The organism is Acinetobacter sp. YH12069 (genome assembly GCF_013419675.1).
GTDB classification, from domain to species: Bacteria; Pseudomonadota; Gammaproteobacteria; order Pseudomonadales; family Moraxellaceae; genus Acinetobacter; species Acinetobacter amyesii.
The window spans coordinates 236,509-262,083 of the sequence record NZ_VOZS01000002.1; the positions used below are offsets into that span (position 1 = coordinate 236,509).

Consider the following 25,575-nt stretch of genomic DNA (forward strand, 5'->3'; position numbering starts at 1 on the left):
AAAGAATTGCAAACTTCCTCCTTTTTCAAAGATAAGATGCATTGTATCGCAAGGGTGTAGATTAAAAGAATCACATCAAGCTATTCCCCTTCCAAGAAGTCCTGTGTATAGCGTTGCAGTAACCACCCACTTCATTCACAGATACTTCTTTTCCAATAAACAATGCCATCAAATTAAAGTAAAACTAAAATCAGTACCCTCAATATTTTTTGAAAAAATATAATCAGAATTTATATCTCTAAATTTATTTTCATTAATTAATTTATTTAAATATTCCTCTTCCACAGTTGGATGCACACCTAAACACCAAAGTGAACGACCAGTTGTGGTACTAGATCCTCTAACTTTTTCATATTTTTCGATATCTTTTAACATATACCTAATGCAATGTGACGCATTTTCATGTTGTTTAATTTCTAGAGGTATTGAACTTTGCTTTCGTTTCTGTCTGATCATAAAGTCAATAGAGCAAATATCCTTATCTTTAGACATCCGCTTATCTAACTCATATCGTTTTTCTCTTTCAACTTCAGACACATCCGTATGATTAAATAAAAACAAAGCAAATTCAACCTGAAGCCATATTTCCCACCCTTTAATCTGATTCTCTACAAACCCATTTAATTTGTTAACAATATCTTCTTGCATAAAAAATTCTTCAGATATGTTTATTAAAAAATTTAAATCATCTTTAAGTATTTTCATTGTAATTAATCTATTAAAAAAACCCACATAAATGTAGGGTCTTTTTTAAACAATATCAATGACTTTAATCTCCCCCTTGCGAAGTAATACTTCTCATCTTTTAAAAGAGGGGAACTCCCTCCTTTTTCAAAGGTGAGGAATATATTCCGTAAGGGGGAGGATTTAAAGAATTACATCAAGCCACATTCCCTTCCAAGAAATCCTGTGCAAAGCGTTGTAACACACCACCGGCTTCATACACATGCACTTCTTCTTCGGTATCCAAACGGCAAGTCACAGGCACTTTAATCATTTCATTTTTACCATCAGCAGTTGAACGCTCAACCACCAAAGTCAGGTCAGAACGCGGTGCAATATTACCAATCACGCTATACAGCTCAGTACCATCCAGCTTCAAAGTTTTACGGTCAGTCCCTGCTTTAAACTCAAGCGGTAACACACCCATACCCACCAAGTTAGTACGGTGAATACGCTCAAAACCTTCCGCCACAATCACTTCTACACCTGCAAGGCGCACACCTTTGGCAGCCCAGTCACGGCTCGAACCTTGACCGTAGTCCTTACCTGCAATAATGATCAGCGGTTGCTTACGGTTCATGTAAGTTTCAATTGCTTCCCACATACGCATCACTTCGCCTTCAGGCTCTACACGCGCTTTTGAACCTTGCTTGATCGTACCGTCAGAGCGAACCACCATTTCATTAAACAATTTCGGGTTGGCAAATGTCGCACGCTGTGCAGTCAAATGGTCACCACGGTGGGTTGCGTATGAGTTAAAGTCTTCTTCAGGCACGCCCATTTTATGTAAGTACTCACCTGCAGCCGAATCCATCATGATCGCATTTGAAGGCGATAAATGGTCTGTGGTGATATTGTCAGGCAAGATCGCAAGCGGACGCATATTTGCAAGTGTACGCGGTGCAGCCAATGCCCCTTCCCAATACGGCGGACGGCGGATATAAGTACTTTGCGGACGCCAGTCGTATAACGGGCTTGCCGCTTTTTCACGCTCACCCAAATCAAACATTGGGATATACACTTTCTTAAACTGTTCAGGTTTAACCGCTTCTTTCACCAATGCATCAATTTCAGCATCAGACGGCCAAATGTCTTTCAGGTAAATTGGATTACCGTCTTTGTCATTGCCCAGTGAATCGGTTTCGATATCAAAACGAATCGTCCCTGCAATGGCATACGCCACAACGAGTGGAGGCGAAGCCAAGAACGCTTGTTTTGCATAAGGATGGATACGGCCGTCAAAGTTACGGTTACCTGAAAGTACCGCAGTTGCGTACAAATCACGATCAATAATTTCTTGTTGAATTTTTGGATCTAAAGCACCTGACATACCATTACACGTGGTACATGCATATGCCACGATACCAAAACCCAGCTTTTCTAAATCACCGAGTACACCTGCTTCTTCTAGGTATAAAGCTGCTGCTTTAGAACCTGGTGCAAATGATGATTTCACCCAAGGTTTACGCACAAGTCCTAACTCATTAGCTTTACGTGCAAGTAAGCCTGCTGCCACGGTATTACGTGGGTTAGAAGTGTTTGTACATGAGGTGATTGCTGCAATGATGATTGCGCCATCAGGCATTAAACCTTCAGCTTCCTGAGCTTTAGCCGCTTCTAAGTTACCTGCAATGCCTTTCGCTTTTAAATCAGCGGTTGATACACGTGCATGTGGATTCGATGGACCTGCAATATTACGAGTGACTTGTGATAAATCAAAACGTAGTACACGCGGGTATTCTGCCGCTGTCATATCCGACGCCCAAAGACCAATTTCTTTGGCATAGCCTTCAACCAATTTCACTTGATCCGCTTCACGGCCTGTCAATGTCAGGTAATCAATGGTGTTTTGGTCAATGTAGAACATCGCAGCCGTTGCGCCATATTCAGGGGTCATGTTCGAGATCGTTGCACGGTCGCCTACAGACATACTGTCTGCACCTTCACCGAAGAACTCTAAATAAGCACCGACTACACGTTCTTTACGCAAGAATTCAGTTAAAGCCAATACGATGTCAGTTGCGGTGATGCCTGCTTTACGCTGACCGACAAGCTCTACACCAATGATGTCTGGCAGACGCATCCAAGATGCACGTCCCAGCATCACGTTTTCAGCTTCTAGACCGCCGACACCTACAGAAATCACACCCAATGCATCAGTATGCGGTGTATGTGAGTCTGTACCCACACAGGTATCAGGGAATGCTAAACCATCACGGTTTTGAATCACTGGAGACATTTTCTCCAAGTTGATTTGATGCATGATGCCGTTGCCCGCAGGGATCACATCGACATTTTCAAATGCTGTTTTGGTCCATTCAATGAAATGGAAACGGTCTTCGTTGCGACGGTCTTCAATTGCGCGGTTTTTCTCAAAAGCGTCTGGGTCAAAACCACCAAACTCTACAGCAAGAGAATGGTCAACGATGAGCTGCGTTGGAACAACAGGGTTCACTTTAGATGGGTCGCCGCCTTGGTCTGCAATCGCATCACGTAAACCTGCAAGGTCAACCAATGCGGTTTGGCCTAAGATGTCATGGCACACCACACGTGCAGGGTACCAAGGGAAATCGTGGTCTTGTTTACGGTTAATCAGTTCTTTTAAAGACTGTTCTAAGATTGCAGGGTCGCATTTACGAACCAACTGCTCTGCAAGGACTTTAGATGTATATGGGAGTTTTGCGTATGCGCCTGGCTGAATATCTTCTACGGCTTGGCGTACATCGAAGTATTCTAGCTGGGTGCCTTGCAGCGGTTTACGGTAGTTGTTGTTCATAGCGTTCCTGCCCTCGGTCTTTCATTTTTTTGCGTTGTCTTTTTCATAGACAATTCATCTTTGTTCGATAGGCATACTACACTGCCGAAAACCCATTTCCCAAATCTCATATATTTCATATAGTTAAATATAAAAATAGGGGTTTTTGAAATATTTAGTTACACTAACTTTGGAATATTCGCTCTAAATATGAATTTTTTTGAAAAATAGCTGCAAATCCGCCTCATTCTTTAGTCTAAGGTAAATTGCACTGCATAATATTTAATCTAAATATCAACCAAATTGATTAAAAATCAGTCTTATCAATTTTAGTATTTAATAATCAAGGCATTAAATTATTTTATTAGCTCATTGCGCCTCAAAGTCATAATGTGAATCAAAACACGGTTTTATTATTTATTTTATCTTAATTCTCAATTTATCCCTATTTGCAGGGATAGCGTCGAATCCCCCCCTCTCTCAGATAATAAAAGCACGACATACAAGCACAGTAATGCGCTGTACTCGCCAAAATAATCACAATATTTACAAAACCTTAGCTAAATAAATCAGCGACTACTGTTCTACCGTCATTATGCTTTGGGGAAAGATCATGACAAAATTTAAAACCATCATTGGGGCTGGCTGCCTCTTAAGCTGTCTCAGCTTCATTGCCTGTGGCGACAACGACCAATCGACAACGGATTCGACGATTCAAGAAGAGGAAGCGGACTCACCGACTGTCGTCTCGAATCCACCACGTTTGAAAGCCAATGCACAAGGTGAACATGAACTGCTGATAGCGTATAAACGCCAAGCCTTATACGACCCTGAAACCGGTGAAAATGACCTATTACAGGTCAGAGGCTATCTGACTAAACCTGAACTCTGGAACTCAAAAAATACCGATGGCAGTGTTTCTGATGTACTGGTTGGCCCACAAATTCGTGCGAAACAAGGTGACAATTTAAAAATTCATCTGGTCAATCATCTCCCTGTTGAATCGACAGAGACCTGTCCAAGTCCAGTGACCAATATTAACCAAGGGAACTGTTTTAACACCACAAATTTACATACACATGGTCTTTGGGTTAGCCCGCAAGGAAATAGTGACAACGTATTTTTGAGCTTAAAGCCTCAACAAGATTTTCATTACGAATTTAAGATCGAACCGAATCATCCTGCGGGAACATTTTGGTATCACTCTCATGTGCATGGTTCAACCGCGATTCAGGTCTCAAGCGGCATGGCTGGCCCTTTGATTATTGAGGGAGAGCGAAAACCCGTCATTCGACAGGGGCAAATTCAGCAGACTGGAGATTTGGACATCTTATGGAAAAATCAAAAAACCCAGCAGTATGACCATGAAAAAATCATGCTGTTCCAGCAGATTCAATACAATGAAGATTGCGACAGCAATTTAAGCCAAGTGAATGGTACACCCTGCATCTATAGCTTAGAAGATTATTCAAAACTCGATATACCCACCTCATGGGCGGATGAAAATCGTTTTACCAGTATCAATGGCAAAATGTTTGGTGAAATTAAGGTAGATCAAAACCAATACCACCGCTGGCGCATGATTCACGGCGGTATCCGTGACACCATTGGTTTGACCATCAAAGAACTACCTGATTCTGCGCTCTTTACCGCAGAGCAAACCCTGAGTGAATGTCAAAAATATCAAAGTAAGTCGATGTCTTCACAGTTTAAAACGCTGAAAACATTACCGTTGTATACCCTTGCACAAGACGGCTTGACCATGGGAAAAATCCAAAAGCAAGGGATTGAAATTTTTCAGCCGGGTTATCGCTTTGATGCCATGCTCTCTTTCCCGACCACCAATAAATACTGTGTATACGATGCCAAGCTCAATCTGGAAGATGAAATTAATGCGCCTGAATCAAGTCCATTACTTCGTCGCGCACCAGAAGAAAAACTCAATACACAGCTCCTCGGTTGGGTCAATGTGCAAGCAACTCAACTACCGCAGCAAACGCCGTTTAACTTCTTAAAAATTCAGGCCACCCAACTAAAACTGGCACCAGAAGTGATTGCACAGCTCGAACAGGGTGATTTATCAGCCTTTATCTCTCATGCGAGTTTAATGACTGCTGAAGTCGATGAAATGCTCAAAACGATGGCGAAGCAAATCACCAACTTTGACATTCTGTTCAATGCAGATGGCAGCTTTAAATTTGGTATTCGTCATGCCGAAGAAGGTACCTTGATCAGCTTTGGCGATGCCTACCACGATGAAGACCATACCCACCATAGCTATGTCCGCAAGCTTCCAATCGGGCAAACCCAAGAGTGGGAGTTGAGCAGTAATGTTGCAAGTCATCCCTTCCATATTCATGTCAATCCATTCCAAGTCGTGAAAATATTGAATGAAAATGGTGTCGATGTCAGTGCCATCGGCAGCTCAGATAAAGATGGTGCAGGAAATATTGACTCGCAATATCATGGAATGAAAGGCGTTTGGAAAGATACGCTCTTCGTCAAACAGGGCTATAAAATCTTTGTGCGCAGCAAGTACGAAAAATTTGAAGGCGACTTCGTGCTGCACTGCCATATTTTAGACCATGAAGATCAAGGCATGATGGAAACCGTGCGTATTTGTGGCGACCAATATGATTGTAATAGTGAACCGCCTTCACATCATTCCACTATAGATATGACTGCAAGCGATATGCCGACACACAGTCACTAAGACCGATCTATGCTGTACAAAAGCCCATATCAATATGGGCTTTTTGTTTGCCTAACACTGCGGCTTGCTGCAAAATAACATGATTAATGATATCTAAAATTTATACTGAGGCTGGTCATGACAACGTCTATGGCATTCACATCTTTTTCTCTCAACGGTGTCGATGCACAAAAATTTCTACAAGGGCAAGTGACTTTGCATGTTAAACGCCTTGAAGAAAATGCAACACGTTATACTGCAATCTGCGACCTCAAAGGCCGTATTCACTTTGGTTTATGGCTCACCAAACACAGTGCTGAAAGTTTTTCTATTGTCACTACGGCAGATCAAGCCGAAGAATTTGCCAAACATATTAAAAAATTTGGTGCATTTTCTAAGATGAAACTTGAAGAAACTGGTACAGTTTTTCCAAGTTTAGTCAGTGATGAAACGACATTTTCTTCGGAACCGACGGATGTTGCAGCATGGGAAATTCAAGCGATTCAAGCGGGTCAGGCCTATATCGACCAAGCCATTGAACATGTGTTCCAACCACAAGAGTTACGTCTACATCAGCGTGAAGGTGTCCACTATGACAAAGGCTGTTATTTGGGTCAGGAAGTGATTGCACGTTTATGGTTTAAAGCCAAACCAAAAGCTTGGTTGCATGCAATTCAAGGCACGGGTACTGCTCCTGCACAAGGCGAACAGCTGAATAAAGGCGTACAAGTCGTCAATAGCGCGGCTGTAGATAATGGTTATGTAGCATTGGTTGTTGCTCGTCCAGAAGCTTTAGAAGAGTTAGATGTAACTGTTTTAGCCTTGCCTGAAGCATTGAATGGTGATGTGGCGCGTCCTGCTTAAGCATCTTAATTTTGAAAATAAGAGCCAAATTACAAAAGTTGTTTGGCTCTTATTCTGATTACTATTTAAAATTACAACAAAATATAAAGATTTATAAAAATGCTCATCCCTTTCCCATTTCGCTTTTTCTTATTGAATTGCCTCATTCTCTTCAGTTGTTTTATATCACCAAATATTTATGCCGAGATAGATTCAGCAGTATTGGAAGAGCTAAAAAATAGCAATGTGGTCGATCAAACCAACTCGCTTTCCCGCGATGAAATTGTCCAATTGAAAAAGCAAAACGAGCAGCTTTATCAGCAAAAGCATATCGACTTTAAAATTTTGATGATTCCCTCGACCAATGGAAAACCTATTGATCAATATGCACTTGAGATATTCAATAAACTTAAAATTGGCAATGAGAAGCTCGATAACGGCTTACTACTTTTGGTTGCAAAAGATGATCGTAAAATGCGGTTCGAGGTAGGTTATGGTTTAGAGGGAGATTTCACTGATCTAGAAGCTGGGCGCATAATTCGACACACACTCGCTCCAAATTTCCAAAATAATGACTATTTTAATGGCTTTAAAGAAACACAAAAAAAGTTACTAGATAAATCAATTACTCTTGGTAAACCTAAAAACGAAGATCAAAAAATAGATCACATTCTAAAAACAATAGCTGGAATATTTCTATCATTCTTATTGTGTATCCCACTCTATTGGTGTTACACAAAAGTGATTATTAAATTTGGTACTAATGGTGCCTTAGGTGCTTTTATTGGACTCCTTATCTTTGAAATTTTTATTCATCTTTTGATTTTTGGTTATTTAAATTTTGGAAAAATTGCATTTTTACTTTGCGCATCTATTCCTCTTTATGCCCCTTTTATGTTGACTATATTTCTTCCCTTCAATGAACCATACAGATTACTTAAAACTATTTTATACAGCTTACCACTTCAGATTTTTGCTTTATTTGGCTTCGGCATTTTTTACTTCATCGAATTCTATCCTCAAATATCATTCATTATATTAACATCTATAACCACTTGTTTTATTTTACTTTTATTAAGATATGCAGTGTTTTTATATCGATTCAGAGCAGGGACTGAAAATACCTATCTCACCGCTTTTTATAATCAATATTTACAAGAAAAAGCACGTCAAAAAATGTTGGATGAACAATATGAGCGTTTAAATCCTTTCAATAAAACGAGCAAATCAAGTCAGTCTTCTTCCTCTAGTTACAGCTCTTCATCGTCAAGCAGCAGTTCTTCATCAGGAAGCAGCTTAAGTAGTTCTTCCTCATCTTCCTCACGAGATTCAGGAGGAAGCTCAGGCGGCGGCGGCGCATCGGGTTCATGGTAATACCTAAAACGAAGTTGCGATTAAAGATTAATTTTTTAAAATCCAATCACTCAAAGCCAAAGCCTAAAACTTTGGCTTTTTATCACTCATTTTTCTCTCACATAGTAAATCACCCCTGCCCGATCATCCGAAAAATAAAAAGATTTTTCATCGATCTTATAAATATCAGCAGGTCGCCCAATTACCGTTTTCCCGACTAAAAAGCCATTCATAAAGGTTTCAAGTTTTTGTCCTTTACGCATAATTGCAATTTGATAGCCATGGCCAATCGCTTCTTCGGTAGAGCCATGCAAGGCCACTAAAAAAGAATTTTTGATGGTGTCATCTGTGTCTGGATGATCAAAATAATCAAAACCCAGTGCTGAGGAATGCGAAGGGAAATAAGCATAGGGCGATGGAACATTTTTACAGCCAGATGCACGTTTAAATTTAGAGTCCACCAAGACTTTTCCCTGCCATGCATAACATGCGGGCCAACCATAATCGACATCCTGTTTTAGCGCATAAAAAGTTTCATCTGGTTTTTTACTTCCCAAATGATCAGAACCTTGATTGGTCGCAAATAGAAATCTACCGATCCATTTTAGCCCAACAGCATTACGCAAACCTGCCGCATACACCCGTTGCTCTGAACCATCAGGATTCATCTCGATGACGGATGCTCGCACTTTTTCTTTTTCTACACAGGCGTTACAACTCGAACCAACCGACACATAAACTTTTCCATTCCCACCAATAGCAATCGTCCGAGTCAGGTGCCAACCGCCGTATTTATAACTCAAACCATAATCTGGAAATGTCGCTAAAACCTCAGCCTTACCCGAAGGCTGAGTTTCACCTCTGTTGAATTTTTGCCGTGTCAGTTGGTGCGTTTCTGCCAAATAAAGCCAATCCTGTCCTTGAGCATCGGTATAAAACTGAACTGAATTTGGATTTCTCAAACCGGTCAGATAAGGAATGATTTTGCCAAATTTACCTGTGTCAGCATTCCAATCATCCAATATATAGACAGTACCTTTTTTATTATCTGTTAGATCATACATATCCGTGACAAACATTCTGCTATCAGGTGCTTGCGCAAAAAAACGAACACGTTTGAGACCTTCGGCAGCAGGAATAATTTCATACTGCGCAGGCAAATTTAATGAAAACTGCTTGCCATTTTTTAAATGGATTGGATGCGGTACAAGTTTGGGTTGTTGCGCCCAACTGGTCATTGAACAGGCGAAACCAAGGATCAAGATGGCGCTTATTTTTTTCATATTTAAATACATCTCAATGAATCATGTATATCTGTATTCATCATAGATGTCTTGTATCTATTTTATTCAATTTATATTTTTAGAAAATATTATACTTTTGAAAATTAAAGTTTTTTTAAATCACATACGCTGTTGCAGTACACAACAGTCAAAATAAGGAGGAACTGTATTCCCCCTCACGTCTTTGTTTTTAAATCATGATTTTAATCAAAATCCATGAAACAACTTATTCATATCTTTGCATACATATTCTTTAAAATGATAGGCGCGCGCATGTTTGGCATCAAATTTAGCTTCTAAATCACCTTTTTTGAAAATATAAACACGATCCTCTTTACTGACTAAAAACTCTGCACCCAGTTTCATCAAAAGCGCATCGATTTTATCTTCATCTGCAATCGATTCATCTGCATTAATTTTATCGTAATTGCGTTTAATGCCTTTAATAAACATCGCGCTGCCTCAGAGAAAATAACAATGCGCGATTAAATCAGAGTCCTGCTTTTTTGCAAAGGCTTTTGATGCAATAAAGTCATGGCTTTTAAAGCGCTAAGGGCAATCAACATTATTTTATAAAAACGCTTTAAATCACAATTCCTCACTTTACATTTACGTAAATCTACCTATGATGTAAAAACCGACAAAAATAACCACCAAAACACATAAACGGAATTATGTGTATGATTTACAAAAGGTTTCAAGATGAAAAAAATCCTACTCGCAAGCATTTTGGCAATGAGCACTCAACTCGCTTTTGCTGAAACTAAAACAAATGCCGTCGATCCTGAATTTGCTAAAGTGGAAGCTATGGTCAAGGCCAAAGATATGAATGGCGCCTACCAAACACTGAGCAAGCTTGCAGCAAAAGGTAATGCTCAGGCTATTTATAATTTGGGCTATCTTACTCAAACAGGTCAAGGCGTAGCGAAGGATGAGAAAAAAGCCATCCAACTCTATGAACAGGCTGCAGCCAAAGGTTACCCAGTTGCTAACTATGTTTTAGGTAAAAATTATGCAACGGGCACACTGGGCTTAAAACAAGACACCAATAAGGCCAAACAATATTTAGAACGCGCATCTTCGGCTGGTTTTGATGATGCCTCCATCGACTATGCCATTTTACTTTTTGCAGAAAATAAACCTGAGTCAGATAAATTGGCACTCAGCAAACTTGATCCGCTGATTAAAAAAGGCAACTACCCTGCGATTCATGCCAAAGCACTTTATGACATCAGTGCGGGCTTTAAAGCTAAAAATGAAAAGCCTATTCAGCAAGGTCTAAATAGCATTCAAGAGTTAGCAAAAAAAGGCTATGTCCCTGCATTGATGGCGGTGGGCAATATGTTTGTAAATGGCAATATCATCCCGCAAAATTTGCCTGAAGCTAAAAAAATATTCAGTGCATTAGCCAAAGAAAATATTCCACAAGCCAAAGAATCTTTGGCAACCGTGGATAAAATGATTGCTGAACAAGCCAAAGCACCTAAAGCCAAAGCACCTAAAGCCAATGCGAAAAAGAGTTAATTGAGCATTAAAAAAAGCCCTGCACATGCAGGGCTTTTTCATGGGTTTAAGCAAATCTTGAGCTGATCAAAATCACGCCCACCACAGACTGATTAATACACCTGTTACGACAAAGCCCAAGATAGTACTCATCAACAAAGGCGTTAAGGTCTTTTCATTTAAGCCATAAACTTGTCCAAGCATGGCAAAAATCGTCGGCATCGGTAATGCGGCAATAATCGTCCCTGCATATAACATCTCTTGGCTGACATCGGTCAAATAACGTAAGCCTAAATAAGTCAGTAAAGGCATCACCAAGTTGCTTGAAATCACCAAATAGAAGCTCTGAGCATTCACATACTTTAAGCTCATACCGACAATCCCACCACCAATTGCAAACAGCGCCAGTGGTGAAGCCGTTTGACCTAACATCGCCAGTACATCATTGATTTGATGAGGCAAACGGATTTGGAAAATTGCAAACCCAATCCCTAGCATTACCCCTGCAAAGAGTGGATTTTTTAACAGGGTCATTAAGGTATTTTTGATGATGTCGCCAATATTGGCTTTTTGCTGTGAACTTCCTAATTGTGCAAGGACCAGCACCGTTGGAATCAGTAGCACACTTTCAATGATGACGATTAATGAGGTATAGGTCATCGCATTTTGACCGACCAACAAGCTTAGCACTGCAGTGCCAATTAAGCCTGTATTTGACATGCCAGCGCCTAGTGACAGTACCGCTGTTTGCGACATATTATTTTTAAAATGTGTCGACAATAGCCAATAGGCCATGCCATACAGTAAAAACGTGACTCCGGTATAAACAAAGAAATAGCCGGGATACCAAATTTGATGCAAATCTTTAGAAGCTAATGACTGAAAAAACAAAGCCGGCAGTGCAATCTTAATCACAAATGCACCAATGGTTCCGACCTGTTCTTTACTCAATAAACTGCATTTTACAGACAGATATCCCAAGGCCAAAAGAAAAAAGATTGGACCAATCACCTCAAAGACCATACGAAATATCCTGTGTAATAGACTCTTCCATCCACACCCTCAACCTGAGAGTGTGGATCGGACCTCTATTTTGAAAATTAGAAAGCCGTAAATTGACTTCTTTGTGCATGCGGCTGACAGCGTAAGTACTGCGGAGAAATTTTTAAATTTTCACCGAGTTCTGCAGCAGCATGCCATGGCCAACGCGGGTCATATTGAATTGCACGAGCAAGACCAATCGCATCTGCCATGCCATATTGTAAGATGCCTTCGGCTTGCATTGCTTCGGTAATTAAACCCACAGCAATTACGGGAACCTGAACGGCTTGCTTTATGGCTTCAGCAAAAGGCACTTGATAACTGGCTTGTAATTGAATTTTTTGCGCAACATCTAAGCCGCCACTAGAAACATGAATATAGGCTGTGCCTAGTTGTGCAAGCGCTTTTGACAAACCAACAGCCGAGTCTAGATCCCAACTCGGTGCTTCAGTATATTCCATCCAATCAGTTGCGGAAATACGTACCCCTATTGGATAATCTTCAGGAACGGTATTTTTCATGGCTTGGAACACTTCAAGCGTCAGCCGAATGCGATTTTCCAGACTGCCACCATATTCATCGCTACGCTGATTCGACAATGGTGACATAAATTGATGCAGCAAATAACCATGTGCAGCATGTAGCTCAATTAAGTCAAAGCCCGCATCTACTGCACGTTTTGCTGAATCGGCAAAGTCTTGAATGATCTGCTGGATTTCATCTCGGCTTAAAGCATGGGGGGCATGATCTGTGGCATTAAAGGGCAAATCACTTGCTGAAACAGTTTGCCATCCTTGAGGATGATCTGGGGGTAATTGTCCACGTCCTGCCCATGGTTTATCTGTCGATGCCTTACGACCCGCATGTGCCAGTTGGATAGCAAATGGCATAGGTGAAAGTGATTTCACCTTGGCCAATAGTGCCTTCATCTGTGCGCGTTGCATATCATTCCAAAGACCGAGGTCTGCATAGCTAATGCGTCCCTCTGCCTGTACAGCCGTTGCCTCGACGATACAAAGTCCGGCACCTGACAAGGCATAATTCGCCCATTGTTGTTCATGCCAATAGCTTAACTCCCCTTGCTCATTGGCAGAATATTGACACATGGGTGCAATCACGATTCGATTACTCAGCCCCAATGTTCCAAACTGAATTGGTTGAAATAACAACGCCACATCACTCTCCTTTTAGAAGACTTTGGTCACACTTAATCCTGCACTCCAATTCACCCCATCCGCGGGTTCAAAGAAGCGTCCATTTCCATCATTGACGATCACTGAACCGACATAGTTTTCATCAAACAAATTATCTACACGTACATAGGTTTTAACTTTCCAATCTGCTTGTTTCCACACATAACCAGCGTTGGCAGAAACCACGGTATAGCTCGACGCAGCATCACTGTTGGCATCATCGACATAGACTTTATCCATATAGCGAACATCTAGGCCGGCATTAAAGCCAATATCTGGCAGCCAATTCAGTGCGGCAAACGCTTGGTTTTTGGCAATACCCGGAATATAGGTGCCTTTGACGACATCACTGTCAGGAATAGCGGCATCAAAAGTGGCATCGATATAACTGTAACTTGCTTGCGCGCTTAAATCTCGCCATAGTTGTTTATTCCACGAAAGCTCCACACCTTCACGTAAGGTTTTATCGGCATTTTTATAGGTTGCACGACCATTGATACTTCCTGCAGAGACGATGTCATCTTGAGTTTTGCTTTGGAACACCGCTGCAGTGAAATTCCCCAATGCATTTTGTGATTTAAGCCCAAGCTCGTAGTTATCGCTACTGGCCGGTTTTAAATCAAAATTCATACCGTCATCTTTAGAATAGGCCATTTCTGTAAAGGTCGGTGTTTCAAAACCTTTGGCATAACTGGCATAGGCATTCAGTTGAGGCGCAATATTCCAACTTAATGCTGCTGAAGGTAAAACTTTGTCATAGTCGGTTTTACCGCTGTCATCCTTATTTAAACCCACGACATATTTATCGTCAGATTCATAATGAACATTGCTATATCGTAGCCCTGTATCTAAAGTCCAATTGGGTAAAAAATTCCACGAAGCTTGGACATAGGGATCTAAATTCCACAAGGTGTTATTTTCATTTCGACGAATATTGCCATTCTTGCCAAAATTTCCATTGGCATCAAAATTTTCATAGCCCTTACGGTCTTCATCCATATAATCAAAGGCAAGGCCTGCAGTAAAACGCGTATTCGGCAAAAGGTCTTTGCCTGTCCAGCGAATATCTGTTCCATAATAATCACGGCTAAAATCAATCACACCACCTGCATGGCGCGCATTATTTTGTGGATTTTTGGGGATGGACTGATACTGCACCACATCACGTTGCCCCATATACACCATTGCATTGAGTTCATGCTGCTCATTCAATGGTTTTTTCCACGTCAACCCAGTTTGAGTTTGGCTAATTTCCTTACGTACATCATAGGTATTATTGGCATCATTAACTTGTTTCGGATTTTGACGCAATTGCTCCCGATTCAGACCTTGTGGATCATCGGCATTGATATCCACATGATTCACAATCCAATTGACCTTGGAACCATCATCCAAATCCCACGTCAGTTTTGCATTGCTGAGTACCTTATTTGCAGCACTATGATCACGGTAGCCATCGGTTTCAAAATAAGAAGAACTGACAACATAGCTAGGTTCATTGGCCTGTTCTGAGCCACCTTGCAGCACAATATCAGCACGGCTTTTATTATGACTGCCGCCTGAATAGCCGAGTTCGATGGAGTCTTTTCCAGTACCTTGCTTGGTCGTTGTTAAAATCGCCCCACCCGAAGAGTTACCATATAAAGAGGAAAATGGCCCGCCCAATACCTCGATATGATTTAAGCTACTCATATCGATATTTGACGTCTGTCCCTGACCATCCGGCATGGTCGCAGGGATTCCATCAACATATAAACGGATACCACGCACACCAAATGTTGAACGTGCGCCAAAGCCTCGCATAGACAGTTGCAAGTCTTGTGCGTAGTTTTCACGGTTATTCAGTTGCAGGCCGGGCACACCTTTTAAGGTTTCGGACAGATTTACACCCGTATTGTTATTATTTTCAGCCTGCTGTACACGGTATACCGATGCAGGTGTTTTTAACCACGTGGTATTGGTTCGTGGTGCTTCAATGATAATCTCAGGAAGTAAAACAGGTTCCGTAGAACCTGTTTCTGCATACAGCTGTTGGCTAATACATGCCGTCAGGCAAAGTAAATGTGTCTTAAATGATGTGACGTTAAATTTACTTTGCATAGAGCACCTATTTTGACATTAGAAGATTACCTTAGAGCTTAAACCAATTAGGAAAGCATCATCAACTCGATTTGTTGAGCCTGGGTTAATCACATATTGTAAACTAGGGCGAATCATCAACCATTTCGTAGGGTTATGGCTATAGTTCAACTCGACGTTATATTCTGCACTTGCATCAAATTTCTCAGCAGAAAGTCGATCATTGACATGCACACGGTTCACGCCCAAGCCAACCATATCGTTAGGCAAACGATCGGCCAATCCAATGTATTTCAAACCCAACTGCTGTGAGTTATCAACTTTTGTGGTGACACGATCATGCCAAGTAAAATTAGCAAAGCTATGCAAGCCACGTTTGCCTTCACCAGTAGACGTTAACTGTTGCTCAATCGCTACCCAACCACCAAAGGTACGATCTTCAGCTTCACCCGAAATAATGTCTTTCTGATTTTTTACATTATCCGCAGTGTTGTACATCGCACCAAAGCGGTAGCTCCCCGGTAAACCATTGACCAATGATTTTGGTGTCCAAACCAATTCTACGGGAATGGTTACGCCATCAGCATGATCTGTATCTAGACTCCAACCTTGACCTTCTGCTTTGGCATTACCATTGTCAGGGTTAAATTCATAAACACCGACTTGTGCCGCAATTTCTGGCGTTGCTTGGTATTTCACACGTCCACCCCATTGTGAAACTGGGGTATTCATCCACATAGAACCTTGCCATTTACCCATTTGTGCAGCACAAAAGGCATTGCTGGCAAAATCACAAGCCATTACGTTAAAGTCCATACCGACACCAAGACGACCGGCTTTAACACTAATACCTTGTTCTTTAAAATTCTTTTCAATCGATAATTCAGTTAAGCGACTGTCCTGATTACCACGACCAAAATTGGCTTGTGCATTTGCCAATTGAGGAACATCTCCTTGCAAATCACGAACTGAGGTACTTTGACCTTGACGAGCAGTCATCACGGCACGCACAGTCACGCCATCCCAACCTGCGAGTTTTTCCATATCCAGCTGTGTTCCTAACCACAATTGGCTGGCTACCGTTGCTGAATGTCCTGGATTACGACCGCCATCGGCAAGATAGGCAGCATCAGCAGCAATATTGGCCTCAAACTTCACACCTTGTTGTGCAAGTTCGGTACGTTTACCATCCCAATCCCCGAGCATGTACTGACCTTTAGTATCGAATGCTTCTGCGGCGTGAACATGTGTCATGGCTGCTGCAACAAATGCAGGTAGAAGAGCTAGACTGTATTTTTTCATGGTAAAACCTAAATCTGGAGAGAGTCCCTAGACAAGCCTTAAGGCTTGAAATCTAATGTCACAAAAATTACATAATTTTTCACGTTCTATCTCAGCATTATTTTTATCATTCACAAAACTTTAATTTATTAATAAATGAATTTAAATAAATCTATTGTTATGGAATATTTTTAGTTTTTATTTTTCAATATCTTATATTTTTTAAAAAATTAAATTTTAAAATTCTGATCGCTTGCTTAAACTCATCATCGTGACTTATTGGTTTATTATTCTCACAATTAATAATCAATAACCTGTTCATGCATTCCTCAGACCGCGATGAAACTTGCATTCTGTAGGGCTAGACCCAATAGTATGCATAACTTGAATGACCCATTGCTTCGACCTTTATGCCTGAATTACCAGAAGTAGAAACCACTAAAACCAGTTTATTGCCATTATTGAATGAAAAGGTTCTCAAAGTTGAGGTTTTTCAGTCGAGTCTGCGTTGGCCAATTCCTGACGACATTCAAAAACTCGCCGGACAAAAGCTGCTTCAGCTCAGCCGTCGATCAAAATATATTTTGGCTGAATTTGAACAGGACAGCATGTTGTGGCATTTGGGCATGTCTGGCAGTTTTCGGATTTGTGAAGGTCATGAAGCATTACGCAAGCATGATCATCTGGTGATTCATTTTGAAGATATGCAATTGCGCTATCACGATCCACGCCGTTTTGGCTGTATTTTATGGTTAGATGCATCGTCTCGAAGCAAACTGATTGACACGCTTGGCCCTGAACCGCTGAGTGATGCGTTTAATGCTGAATACTTATTCCAAAAATTTAAAAATAAGCAGACCGGTATCAAAGTATCGATCATGGACAATCATATCGTGGTCGGAGTCGGCAATATTTATGCAACGGAAAGCTTATTTAACCTCGGCATACACCCTGCGCAGCCTGCATCGAGTTTGAGTTTTGAACAAGTTGAAAAAATGGTCATCGAAATCAAACGCATTTTAAAACAGGCGATTGATTTAGGCGGTTCAACTTTACGCGATTACAGCAATGCGATGGGTGAAAATGGTTATTTCCAGCAAACCCTGCTCGCCTACGGACGTGCCGGTGAAATGTGCATCAACTGTGAAACCACGTTGCAAAATATCAAACTGGGACAACGTGCATCGGTGTTTTGCCCTGAGTGCCAGCCTTTAAAAAAGGTTAAAATGCAGACTAAGAAAACTCTGAAAGGAAATAAAGCATGAAGTCTGCGATTGTTCGCCACATATTAGTCAAAGATAAAGAACTATGTGAGCAACTGAAAAAGAAAATCAAAGGCGGTGCGGACTTTGCCAAAATTGCGAAGCAGCATTCGACATGTCCTTCGGGTAAAAAAGGCGGCGAGCTTGGCGACATTAAAAAAGGCCAGTTGGTTGGCCCAATTGATAAAGCGGTATTTACCCTACCTGAACGTGAACTGCATGGTCCGATCAAAAGCCAATTTGGCTGGCATTTATTAGAAATTAAGTTTCGGATGTAACATAGCACCCACATTGAACATGCTATAACGAGTATATCGCGAATATGTGCTTTTCATCTTAAAGCACATAATCCCAGTATTTTTTTCAATCGTTCAGAACATTGGCTGGCGGTTTTCAATCATATAATATAAATCATAGCAACCAGATAACATTGCACTAAATCAATTCTACTTAATAATAAACAAAGGACATTCCATTGGGCTATTACAACTATTTTCGTCTTGGCACTGTCGATACAACAGATTTTACAATCATTCGAGGTGAACGAAAGCATGCACTTATCCAAGCATTATATGATGATCAAGATATGAACCCTCATGGTGAAGTCCAGTTGGCACTAGATTTAGATGGGAATCGTAACGATGAATCAAAATGGTATGATGCGATACAGCAAATTAGCAAATTATCCAAAAATCACCCTTTAGTCTTATTTATATTAGGTCAACAAGCCTGCGCACCCGAATCACCTGAAGAAGCAAATGAAGTATTTACAGGCATTCGAAATGGCATTGTTTTTTCGACATCAGAACCTAAGTTTATGAAAATGACGCCTCAACAAAATTCACAATAAAAAACGGCGCTTTAAGCGCCGTTTTCACTGCTAAAGGATTAACCTTTACGTTTTAATTCATCACGAATTTCACGAAGTAATTCGATATCTTCTGGAGTCGCCTCTGGAGCTGGCTCTTCAACTTTTTGACGGCGCAATTTGTTCATCAATTTCACTAACCAGAATACGACCCATGCCAAAAGCAAGAAGTTGATTAAGATAGTTAAGAAGTTACCGTAAGCCAGCACATTAAGGCCTGCATCTTGTGCAGCTTTTAGCGTGGTTAAATTGTTTGGGTTATCGCCCAATACTAAGAACCAATTTGAATAATCAACGTCACCACCAAGGATCCAAGAAATAAAAGGCATGATAATGTCTTTTACCATGGAATCGATGATTTTACCGAAAGCACCACCAATGATGACACCTACAGCCAAGTCCATCACGTTGCCTTTTACGGCAAATTCTCTAAATTCTTGAATAATACTCATGTGATCTCCAGAAATTTTTTCAGCTTTAATTTTGTGACGAAGTATACATTATATCTATATAACTATTTCCACCTAATTTACTTGGTTTTTATTCGATTCTAAATGCCATGTATAAAAATTCACACAAAAAATTTTTGATTTTGGTAATACATTCTATTAAAAAGGATTTATCAAAATTATACATGTCGAATTAAATGAATAAAGTCATTCAATTTTTGCATTTTTATTCAAAACACCCATGCATAAAAAAACCGCTAACCTAAGTCAGCGGTTTTTTTGAAACTGTAAAATTAACCGTTACGGTTACGTTTACGTTCGTTTTCAGTCAACCAGCGTTTACGGATACGAATTGACTTAGGCGTTACTTCAACTAATTCGTCATCTTCAATGAATTCAAGCGCTTGTTCAAGCGTAAATTCAATGTGCGGAACAAGAGTCAACGCATCATCAGTACCTGAAGCACGTACGTTAGTTAACTGTTTCGCTTTAGTTGGGTTAACAGTCATGTCGTCTGAACGTGAGTTAATACCTACGATCATACCTTCGTAAACTTCTAACTGAGGTTTAGCGAATAGACGACCACGGTCTTGTAAGCTGAACAATGCATAGCCCAAGCAAGTACCTTGAACCATAGAAATCAACACACCGTTTTGACGTTTCGCAACAGTACCTTGTTTCATTGGACCGTAGTGCGAGAAGCTTGAAGTCATGATACCTGTACCTGAAGTCATAGTTAAGAATTCAGAACGGAAACCAATCAAACCACGTGAAGGAACTGTTGCTTCAATACGGATACGGCCTTTACCGTCAACTTCCATATTGGTCATTTCACCTTTACGGTGACCCATTTGTTCCATTACAGCGCCTTGGTGCTGCTCTTCAACGTCAAACGTTACGTTTTCGTATGGCTCTTGTTTTTCACCATCAATTTCTTTGATGATTACTTGTGGACGTGATACGCCCATTTCGAAGCCTTCACGACGCATGTTTTCAATAAGAACTGAAAGGTGAAGCTCACCACGACCAGATACTTTGAAACGGTCAGGACTGTCAGTATCTTCAACACGTAATGCTACGTTGTGAATCAATTCGCGATCTAGACGTTCACGGATATTACGTGAAGTTACGAATTTACCTTCTTTACCAGCAAACGGTGAGTTGTTTACTTGGAAAGTCATCGATACTGTAGGTTCGTCTACAGAAAGTGCAGGTAAAGCTTCAACTGCTTTTGGATCACAGATTGTGTCAGAGATATGAAGTTCATCAATACCCGTTACACAAACAATGTCACCAGCAGAAGCTGATTCAACATCGATACGCTCTAAGCCATGGTAACCCATGATTTTTAAGATACGACCGTTACGTGTTTTACCGTCTTTGTCGATTACAGTTACAGGAGTGTTTAATTTCACTGAACCACGTTGAATACGACCAACACCGATAACACCTACGAAGCTGTTATAGTCAAGTGAAGACACTTGCATTTGGAATGGACCGTCAACGTCAACTGCTGGTGGTTCAACGATGTCTACAATTGTTTCGAACAATGGAGTCATGTCTTCAGCAAGTTCTTCTGGAGATGGACCAGCTACACCACGAAGACCTGAAGCATATACAACTGGGAAGTCTAACTGTTCGTCAGAACCACCAAGGTTGTCGAACAAATCGAATACTTGGTCAATTACCCAGTCTGGACGAGCGTTTGGCTTGTCGACTTTGTTAATAATTACGATTGGTTTCAAACCACGTGCGAACGCTTTTTGCGTTACGAAACGAGTTTGTGGCATTGGGCCTTCTTGAGAATCAACAAGAAGAAGTACGCAGTCAACCATTGACATTACACGTTCTACTTCACCACCGAAGTCGGCGTGTCCCGGGGTATCCACGATATTGATACGGTATTCAGTGTTAGTACGCTTGTCTAACCATTTGATTGCAGTGTTTTTTGCAAGAATGGTAATACCACGTTCACTTTCAATAGCGCCAGAATCCATTACACGTTCGATCTCGCCTGCGCGATCGCCAAGAGCACCTGATTGCTGTAAAAGTTTGTCTACAAGAGTAGTTTTACCATGGTCGACGTGCGCGATGATGGCAATGTTACGGAGAGTTTTAATATCTGACATGTGAATTCGATACGCCTAAAGTTTGAGGGCAAATTATACAGAAAAAATATAGATTTTAGTAGTGACAGTTTATTGACAATCGCATTTTTTTTGACGACTGGTACGCTTTTGGTTTTGTAAAGCTGTGTAAACAGATTAGAATAGCGCCACCTAGCCTTAATTTTCAGTGCCGCATGTCTGATTTAAACCAATCTCCCGAAGCAAAAGATCAACTCGATTTAGTCTATGGATTGAATGATCGACCAAAACCTTTTATTGCTTTTCTCGCTGCGTTCCAACATTTATTGGCCATTATTGTCCCAATTGTGACGCCGGGTCTGCTGATCTGTTTGGCACTTGGTGTGTCAAAAGAAGACACCAATATGATTCTGTCGATGTCGTTGGTGATCTCTGGTATCGCAACCTTTTTACAATGTAAAAAAGTCGGCCCATTTGGTGCAGGTCTCCTGATTGTACAAGGAACCAGCTTTAACTTTATTGGTCCTATTATCGGTATTGGTTCTGCAATGGTTGCGGCAGGTACACCTGTAGAAGCAGTAATGGCATCTATCTTTGGTGTGGTGATCGCGGGTTCATTCATTGAAATGGGTGTGTCACGAATTTTACCGTGGGTGAAAAAACTGATCACTCCATTGGTAACAGGTATCGTTGTGTTATTGATTGGTCTGACTTTAATTAAAGAAGGCCTGATCAGCATGGGTGGTGGTTATCAAGCCATGGGCGATAAAACATTTGCCAATGCAGACAACCTCATCATGTCTTGTACCGTTTTGGCACTGATCATTTTACTGAATCGTGTGCGTATTACATGGGTAAAAAGTTCTGCCATCCTGATTGCCTTAGTCGTGGGTTACATCCTTGCAGGCTTTATGGGTCATTTAAACTTTGATGGTTTAAAAGATGCGCCACTGGTTCAAATTCCAACACCGATGCACTTTGGCCTGAGCTTCTCTTGGAGCTTATTCATTCCAATGGCATTTATCTACCTTGTGACATCTTTGGAAGCAATTGGCGATATTACCGCGACTTCTAAGCTTTCAAATCAAGCAGTCGATGGTCCTGAATGGATGAAGCGTATTAAAGGTGGTGTATTGGTGAATGGTGCAAACTCATTCCTTGCCGGTATCTTTAACACGTTCCCAAGTTCTGTATTTGCGCAAAACAACGGTGTTATTCAGTTAACAGGTGTTGCAAGCCGCTATGTGGGCATTTGGATTGCTGCCCTTTTGGTTATTTTAGGCTTACTTCCTGCTGTAGCAGGTGTCATTCAAGCGGTTCCACAAGCGGTACTCGGTGGTGCTGTGATGGTGATGTTCGGTGCTGTGGCTGCCTCTGGTATTAATATTTTGTCAGGCATTCATTTAGATCGCCGCGCACTATTAATCATTGCGATTTCATTGGCATTGGGTCTAGGTGTTGCACAAGTACCACAAATCCTTGAACATCTTCCTGAATTGTTCCGTAATATCTTCAGTTCAGGCGTTGCCACTGGTGGTATCGCTGCCCTTATTTTGAATATTGTTCTTCCTGAAGTGAAGAAGTAAGTTCATTTGTCAAAGAACACTGCCTAGGTTCCGCCCTAGGCAGTGTTTTTTATGATGGAGAAATCTATGGATCTCACAAGTGAAGTCGTTATACGACAGATCGATTTATTACAAGATCGCGTGCTTTTCGTAAATGCACCGACAGATGACTTACTCAGTCAATTGAATGACAATATTAAGCCATCGATTTGGTGCTGGAATTTTAATGATTTTCAGTACTTTCAAAATCAACAGTCAAACGTCCATTTTGGTGTCGATTTTCCTGAAGGTCAGTTTGATCAAGCGGTTATTTTTGTTCCGAAATCAAAAGAGCTGCTGAATTATTTATTACACAATGTCGCAAGTCATCTTGCTCAAGGTGCATCTATTTTCCTCGTGGGTGAGAAAAAAGGCGGTGTTGAACGCGCTGCAAAACAATTACAGCCCTTTGGTAAAACACTAAAAATTGATAGCGCGCGTCACTGTCAAATGTGGCAAACCCTATTGGAAAAAACTGTATCACTGAAGCCACTGCAAGATTGGGTGCAAAAATATCCAGTTGAGACCCCAAATGGTGAACTTACGATTTGCGCACTGCCGGGCGTATTTAGCCAGAACCGTTTAGATGTGGGTACGGCTACGTTATTGCCTTATTTATCACAAGTCACTTCGGGCAAAATTGCAGATTTTGGCTGTGGTGCGGGTGTTATCAGTGCTTATTTAGCCAAACTAAATCCTAAAAATCGTATCTTTGCCATGGATGTAGATGCCTTTGCACTGGCGTCTACACAAATGACATTTGAACAAAATTTGCTTGAACCTGAACAACTTGAGATTAAAGCGGTCACAGGAATCGAGGATGCACCACTATTTTTACATGCCATAGTCAGCAATCCACCCTTCCATCAAGGGATTCAAACCGACTACAATGCCAGTGAAAATCTATGCAAAACTTCGCGCAGACATTTGAAGTCTGGGGGTGAGCTTTGGATTGTTGCCAACCGATTCCTCAATTATCCGACTTTAATTGAGCAGCATTATGGTCAATGTACAATCAAAGCCGACCAACAAGGATTTAAAGTCTTGTTTGCGAGCACGCAAAAAAATCTTAAGGAACAATGATGAGCGAAACTCAAAAACCAGCTCAGCTTCAGCGTAAGTTGGGTGCTCGCCATCTCAACATGATTGCAATTGGTGGTTCAATTGGTACAGGTTTATTTCTTGCCTCTGGAGCAACCATTGCCAATGCAGGCCCGGGTGGCGCCCTGCTCGCATACTGCTTAATTGGTATCATGATTTACTTCTTGATGACCAGTCTAGGTGAGCTTGCAACACATAATCCAACTTCGGGTGCATTCTTTACCTACGGCACAAAATATGTCGAGGGTGGTTTCGGCTTCGCTTTGGGTTGGAACTATTGGTACAACTGGGCGATTACCGTGGCATTTGAATTGGTCGCAGTCCAATTCATTATGAAATTCTGGTTTCCAGATATTCCGGGCTTTTACTGGAGTGCGATTTTCCTCGCAATCGTCTTTGCTATTAATGCGCTGACCGTAAAAGGCTTTGGTGAATCAGAATTCTTCTTCTCGCTTGTTAAAGTGCTCGCAATTGTTGCCTTTATCATTATCGGTCTGTTTATGATTGGCAAAATCATGCTGACACCGGGCGTAGAAACATTTGCCAACTGGACCAAGGGTGAAGCCCCATTTGTCGGCGGTTTATCTGCCTTGATTGGTGTGGCCATGATTGCCGGTTTCTCTTTCCAAGGGACTGAAATGGTTGGTGTGGCTGCAGGTGAATCGAAAGATCCTGAAAAGACCATTCCTATTGCCATCAAGCAAATTTTCTGGCGGATCTTGTTGTTTTATATCGTGTGTATCTTCATTATCGGCACTCTCATTGCCTATGATGACCCACGTTTATTACAAGCAGCATCTACTGAAAATATTGCACTTTCACCATTTACCTTACTGTATGAAAAAGCAGGTTTTGCATTTGCTGCATCGGTGATGAATGCGGTGATCTTGACTGCGATTTTATCAGCGGGTAACTCTGGTATGTACTCCTCTACTCGTATGCTGTTTGATATGGCACGTAAAGGCAGTGCGCCGAAAGTCTTTGGTCGCTTAGATGCACGTGGCGTACCAATGAATGCACTTTATGCAACGACGGCGATTGCGGCACTGTGCTTCTTAACCACATTTATCGGTGAACAAGCGGTATTTAACTGGTTACTGAACATGTCAGGTATGTGTGGCTTTATTGTGTGGCTCGGTATTGCAGTTTCACATTATCGCTTCCGTAAAGGATACTTGGCTCAAGGCAATAAATTGGAAGATCTTGCTTACCGTGCAAAATTCTTCCCATTTGCACCGTGGTTTGCCTTTGTTTTGTGTGCCATCGTAGTCCTTGGTCAGAACTATCAAGCCGTTTTAGATGGTGAATGGTTGGCCGTTGTTTCTACCTATATTGGTATTTTCTTATTCCTTGCCATTTGGTTCGGTTATAAGTGGAAACACAAAACCAAGTTGGTTCAATATCAAGAAATGGATGTAAAACCAATGAAAGTTGATCAAGAATAATGTGATCACTGAA

At 41.1% G+C, this 25,575-nt stretch carries 20 protein-coding genes; 10 read left to right on the forward strand and 10 right to left on the reverse strand.

From position 1 onward, the window contains the following. Positions 1–168 precede the first annotated feature (168 nt). Together FTU16_RS01325 and acnD are read right to left on the reverse strand one after the other, a co-directional pair. Positions 169–705, reverse strand: coding sequence for a hypothetical protein (locus FTU16_RS01325; protein WP_218948978.1), 537 nt, complete (start codon positions 703–705; stop codon positions 169–171). Between the two features lie 175 nt (positions 706–880). Next, positions 881–3,499 carry a Fe/S-dependent 2-methylisocitrate dehydratase AcnD gene (acnD, locus tag FTU16_RS01330; RefSeq protein ID WP_180162526.1) on the reverse strand — a complete coding sequence of 873 codons (2,619 nt, stop codon included), beginning with the start codon at positions 3,497–3,499 and terminating at the stop codon, positions 881–883. Positions 3,500–4,091: 592 nt separating this feature from the next. Here acnD and FTU16_RS01335 point away from each other — a divergent pair. The 3 genes from FTU16_RS01335 to FTU16_RS01345 all read left to right on the forward strand — a co-directional run bounded on the left by FTU16_RS01335 (position 4,092) and on the right by FTU16_RS01345 (position 8,387). Further along, positions 4,092–6,191, forward strand: a complete 2,100-nt coding sequence (locus FTU16_RS01335) for a multicopper oxidase family protein (protein WP_180162527.1) — start codon at positions 4,092–4,094, stop codon at positions 6,189–6,191. A gap of 117 nt (positions 6,192–6,308) precedes the next feature. Continuing rightward, a complete protein-coding gene (locus FTU16_RS01340) occupies positions 6,309–7,034 on the forward strand; it encodes a folate-binding protein YgfZ (RefSeq protein WP_257227074.1) in 726 nt (241 codons plus the stop codon). A 99-nt stretch (positions 7,035–7,133) separates the two neighbouring features. Beyond that, complete coding sequence (locus FTU16_RS01345) at positions 7,134–8,387, forward strand: YgcG family protein (protein ID WP_180135992.1); 1,254 nt, start codon at positions 7,134–7,136, stop codon at positions 8,385–8,387. An 86-nt stretch (positions 8,388–8,473) separates the two neighbouring features. Here the strand turns inward: FTU16_RS01345 and FTU16_RS01350 are convergent, their stop codons facing one another. Both FTU16_RS01350 and FTU16_RS01355 read right to left on the reverse strand, forming a co-directional pair. After that, complete coding sequence (locus FTU16_RS01350; protein ID WP_180162528.1) at positions 8,474–9,649, reverse strand: sorbosone dehydrogenase family protein; 1,176 nt, start codon at positions 9,647–9,649, stop codon at positions 8,474–8,476. Positions 9,650–9,856: 207 nt separating this feature from the next. Continuing rightward, complete coding sequence (locus FTU16_RS01355) at positions 9,857–10,102, reverse strand: hypothetical protein (RefSeq protein ID WP_078191141.1); 246 nt, start codon at positions 10,100–10,102, stop codon at positions 9,857–9,859. Between the two features lie 249 nt (positions 10,103–10,351). Here FTU16_RS01355 and FTU16_RS01360 point away from each other — a divergent pair, with 249 nt between their 5' ends. Further along, the gene (locus FTU16_RS01360; protein ID WP_180162529.1) at positions 10,352–11,173 is read left to right on the forward strand and encodes a tetratricopeptide repeat protein; all 822 of its coding nucleotides are present in this window, start codon (positions 10,352–10,354) and stop codon (positions 11,171–11,173) included. 72 nt (positions 11,174–11,245) lie between these two features. Here the strand turns inward: FTU16_RS01360 and FTU16_RS01365 are convergent, their stop codons facing one another. The 4 genes from FTU16_RS01365 to FTU16_RS01380 form a co-directional block, all read right to left on the reverse strand. Then, the gene (locus FTU16_RS01365; protein ID WP_180027265.1) at positions 11,246–12,175 is read right to left on the reverse strand and encodes an AEC family transporter; all 930 of its coding nucleotides are present in this window, start codon (positions 12,173–12,175) and stop codon (positions 11,246–11,248) included. Between the two features lie 77 nt (positions 12,176–12,252). Next, the gene (locus tag FTU16_RS01370; protein ID WP_180117059.1) at positions 12,253–13,368 is read right to left on the reverse strand and encodes an NADH:flavin oxidoreductase/NADH oxidase; all 1,116 of its coding nucleotides are present in this window, start codon (positions 13,366–13,368) and stop codon (positions 12,253–12,255) included. A 12-nt stretch (positions 13,369–13,380) separates the two neighbouring features. Continuing rightward, complete coding sequence (locus FTU16_RS01375) at positions 13,381–15,486, reverse strand: TonB-dependent receptor (protein WP_180162530.1); 2,106 nt, start codon at positions 15,484–15,486, stop codon at positions 13,381–13,383. Positions 15,487–15,504: 18 nt separating this feature from the next. Beyond that, entirely contained in the window at positions 15,505–16,767 is a 1,263-nt protein-coding gene (locus FTU16_RS01380; RefSeq protein WP_180162531.1) for a carbohydrate porin, read from the reverse strand. A gap of 389 nt (positions 16,768–17,156) precedes the next feature. Between FTU16_RS01380 and mutM the strand changes: the two genes are divergently transcribed. The 3 genes from mutM (at position 17,157) to FTU16_RS01395 (ending at position 18,858) form a co-directional block, all read left to right on the forward strand. After that, on the forward strand, positions 17,157–18,011 hold the full coding sequence (gene mutM, locus FTU16_RS01385) for a bifunctional DNA-formamidopyrimidine glycosylase/DNA-(apurinic or apyrimidinic site) lyase (protein WP_180042192.1): 855 nt from the start codon (positions 17,157–17,159) through the stop codon (positions 18,009–18,011). Continuing rightward, positions 18,008–18,286, forward strand: coding sequence for a peptidylprolyl isomerase (locus tag FTU16_RS01390; protein ID WP_078192338.1), 279 nt, complete (start codon positions 18,008–18,010; stop codon positions 18,284–18,286). The genes mutM and FTU16_RS01390 overlap by 4 nt, the downstream gene beginning before the upstream one ends. 197 nt (positions 18,287–18,483) lie before the next feature. Beyond that, entirely contained in the window at positions 18,484–18,858 is a 375-nt protein-coding gene (locus FTU16_RS01395; protein ID WP_005007840.1) for a hypothetical protein, read from the forward strand. Between the two features lie 38 nt (positions 18,859–18,896). Here FTU16_RS01395 and mscL read toward each other — a convergent pair whose 3' ends face one another. Both mscL and typA read right to left on the reverse strand, forming a co-directional pair. Further along, a complete protein-coding gene (gene mscL / locus FTU16_RS01400) occupies positions 18,897–19,328 on the reverse strand; it encodes a large conductance mechanosensitive channel protein MscL (protein WP_078192339.1) in 432 nt (143 codons plus the stop codon). A gap of 290 nt (positions 19,329–19,618) precedes the next feature. Further along, complete coding sequence (gene typA / locus FTU16_RS01405) at positions 19,619–21,454, reverse strand: translational GTPase TypA (RefSeq protein WP_111884800.1); 1,836 nt, start codon at positions 21,452–21,454, stop codon at positions 19,619–19,621. Positions 21,455–21,627: 173 nt separating this feature from the next. Here typA and FTU16_RS01410 point away from each other — a divergent pair, with 173 nt between their 5' ends. The 3 genes from FTU16_RS01410 (at position 21,628) to FTU16_RS01420 (ending at position 25,562) form a co-directional block, all read left to right on the forward strand. Next, positions 21,628–22,998 carry a uracil-xanthine permease family protein gene (locus tag FTU16_RS01410; RefSeq protein ID WP_078191151.1) on the forward strand — a complete coding sequence of 457 codons (1,371 nt, stop codon included), beginning with the start codon at positions 21,628–21,630 and terminating at the stop codon, positions 22,996–22,998. A gap of 66 nt (positions 22,999–23,064) precedes the next feature. Then, on the forward strand, positions 23,065–24,099 hold the full coding sequence (locus FTU16_RS01415; protein ID WP_180162532.1) for a methyltransferase: 1,035 nt from the start codon (positions 23,065–23,067) through the stop codon (positions 24,097–24,099). After that, complete coding sequence (locus FTU16_RS01420; RefSeq protein ID WP_180162533.1) at positions 24,099–25,562, forward strand: amino acid permease; 1,464 nt, start codon at positions 24,099–24,101, stop codon at positions 25,560–25,562. The genes FTU16_RS01415 and FTU16_RS01420 overlap by 1 nt, the downstream gene beginning before the upstream one ends. The last annotated feature ends 13 nt before the right edge of the window (positions 25,563–25,575 follow it).

Coding starts and splice junctions, on each gene's coding strand:
- FTU16_RS01325 (WP_218948978.1), bottom strand. CDS start 705: ATGAAAATACTTAAAGATGATTTAAATTTTTTAATAAACATATCTGAA.
- acnD (WP_180162526.1), bottom strand. CDS start 3,499: ATGAACAACAACTACCGTAAACCGCTGCAAGGCACCCAGCTAGAATAC.
- FTU16_RS01335 (WP_180162527.1), top strand. CDS start 4,092: ATGACAAAATTTAAAACCATCATTGGGGCTGGCTGCCTCTTAAGCTGT.
- FTU16_RS01340 (WP_257227074.1), top strand. CDS start 6,309: ATGACAACGTCTATGGCATTCACATCTTTTTCTCTCAACGGTGTCGAT.
- FTU16_RS01345 (WP_180135992.1), top strand. CDS start 7,134: ATGCTCATCCCTTTCCCATTTCGCTTTTTCTTATTGAATTGCCTCATT.
- FTU16_RS01350 (WP_180162528.1), bottom strand. CDS start 9,649: ATGAAAAAAATAAGCGCCATCTTGATCCTTGGTTTCGCCTGTTCAATG.
- FTU16_RS01355 (WP_078191141.1), bottom strand. CDS start 10,102: ATGTTTATTAAAGGCATTAAACGCAATTACGATAAAATTAATGCAGAT.
- FTU16_RS01360 (WP_180162529.1), top strand. CDS start 10,352: ATGAAAAAAATCCTACTCGCAAGCATTTTGGCAATGAGCACTCAACTC.
- FTU16_RS01365 (WP_180027265.1), bottom strand. CDS start 12,175: ATGGTCTTTGAGGTGATTGGTCCAATCTTTTTTCTTTTGGCCTTGGGA.
- FTU16_RS01375 (WP_180162530.1), bottom strand. CDS start 15,486: ATGCAAAGTAAATTTAACGTCACATCATTTAAGACACATTTACTTTGC.
- FTU16_RS01380 (WP_180162531.1), bottom strand. CDS start 16,767: ATGAAAAAATACAGTCTAGCTCTTCTACCTGCATTTGTTGCAGCAGCC.
- mutM (WP_180042192.1), top strand. CDS start 17,157: ATGCCTGAATTACCAGAAGTAGAAACCACTAAAACCAGTTTATTGCCA.
- FTU16_RS01390 (WP_078192338.1), top strand. CDS start 18,008: ATGAAGTCTGCGATTGTTCGCCACATATTAGTCAAAGATAAAGAACTA.
- mscL (WP_078192339.1), bottom strand. CDS start 19,328: ATGAGTATTATTCAAGAATTTAGAGAATTTGCCGTAAAAGGCAACGTG.
- typA (WP_111884800.1), bottom strand. CDS start 21,454: ATGTCAGATATTAAAACTCTCCGTAACATTGCCATCATCGCGCACGTC.
- FTU16_RS01410 (WP_078191151.1), top strand. CDS start 21,628: ATGTCTGATTTAAACCAATCTCCCGAAGCAAAAGATCAACTCGATTTA.
- FTU16_RS01415 (WP_180162532.1), top strand. CDS start 23,065: ATGGATCTCACAAGTGAAGTCGTTATACGACAGATCGATTTATTACAA.
- FTU16_RS01420 (WP_180162533.1), top strand. CDS start 24,099: ATGAGCGAAACTCAAAAACCAGCTCAGCTTCAGCGTAAGTTGGGTGCT.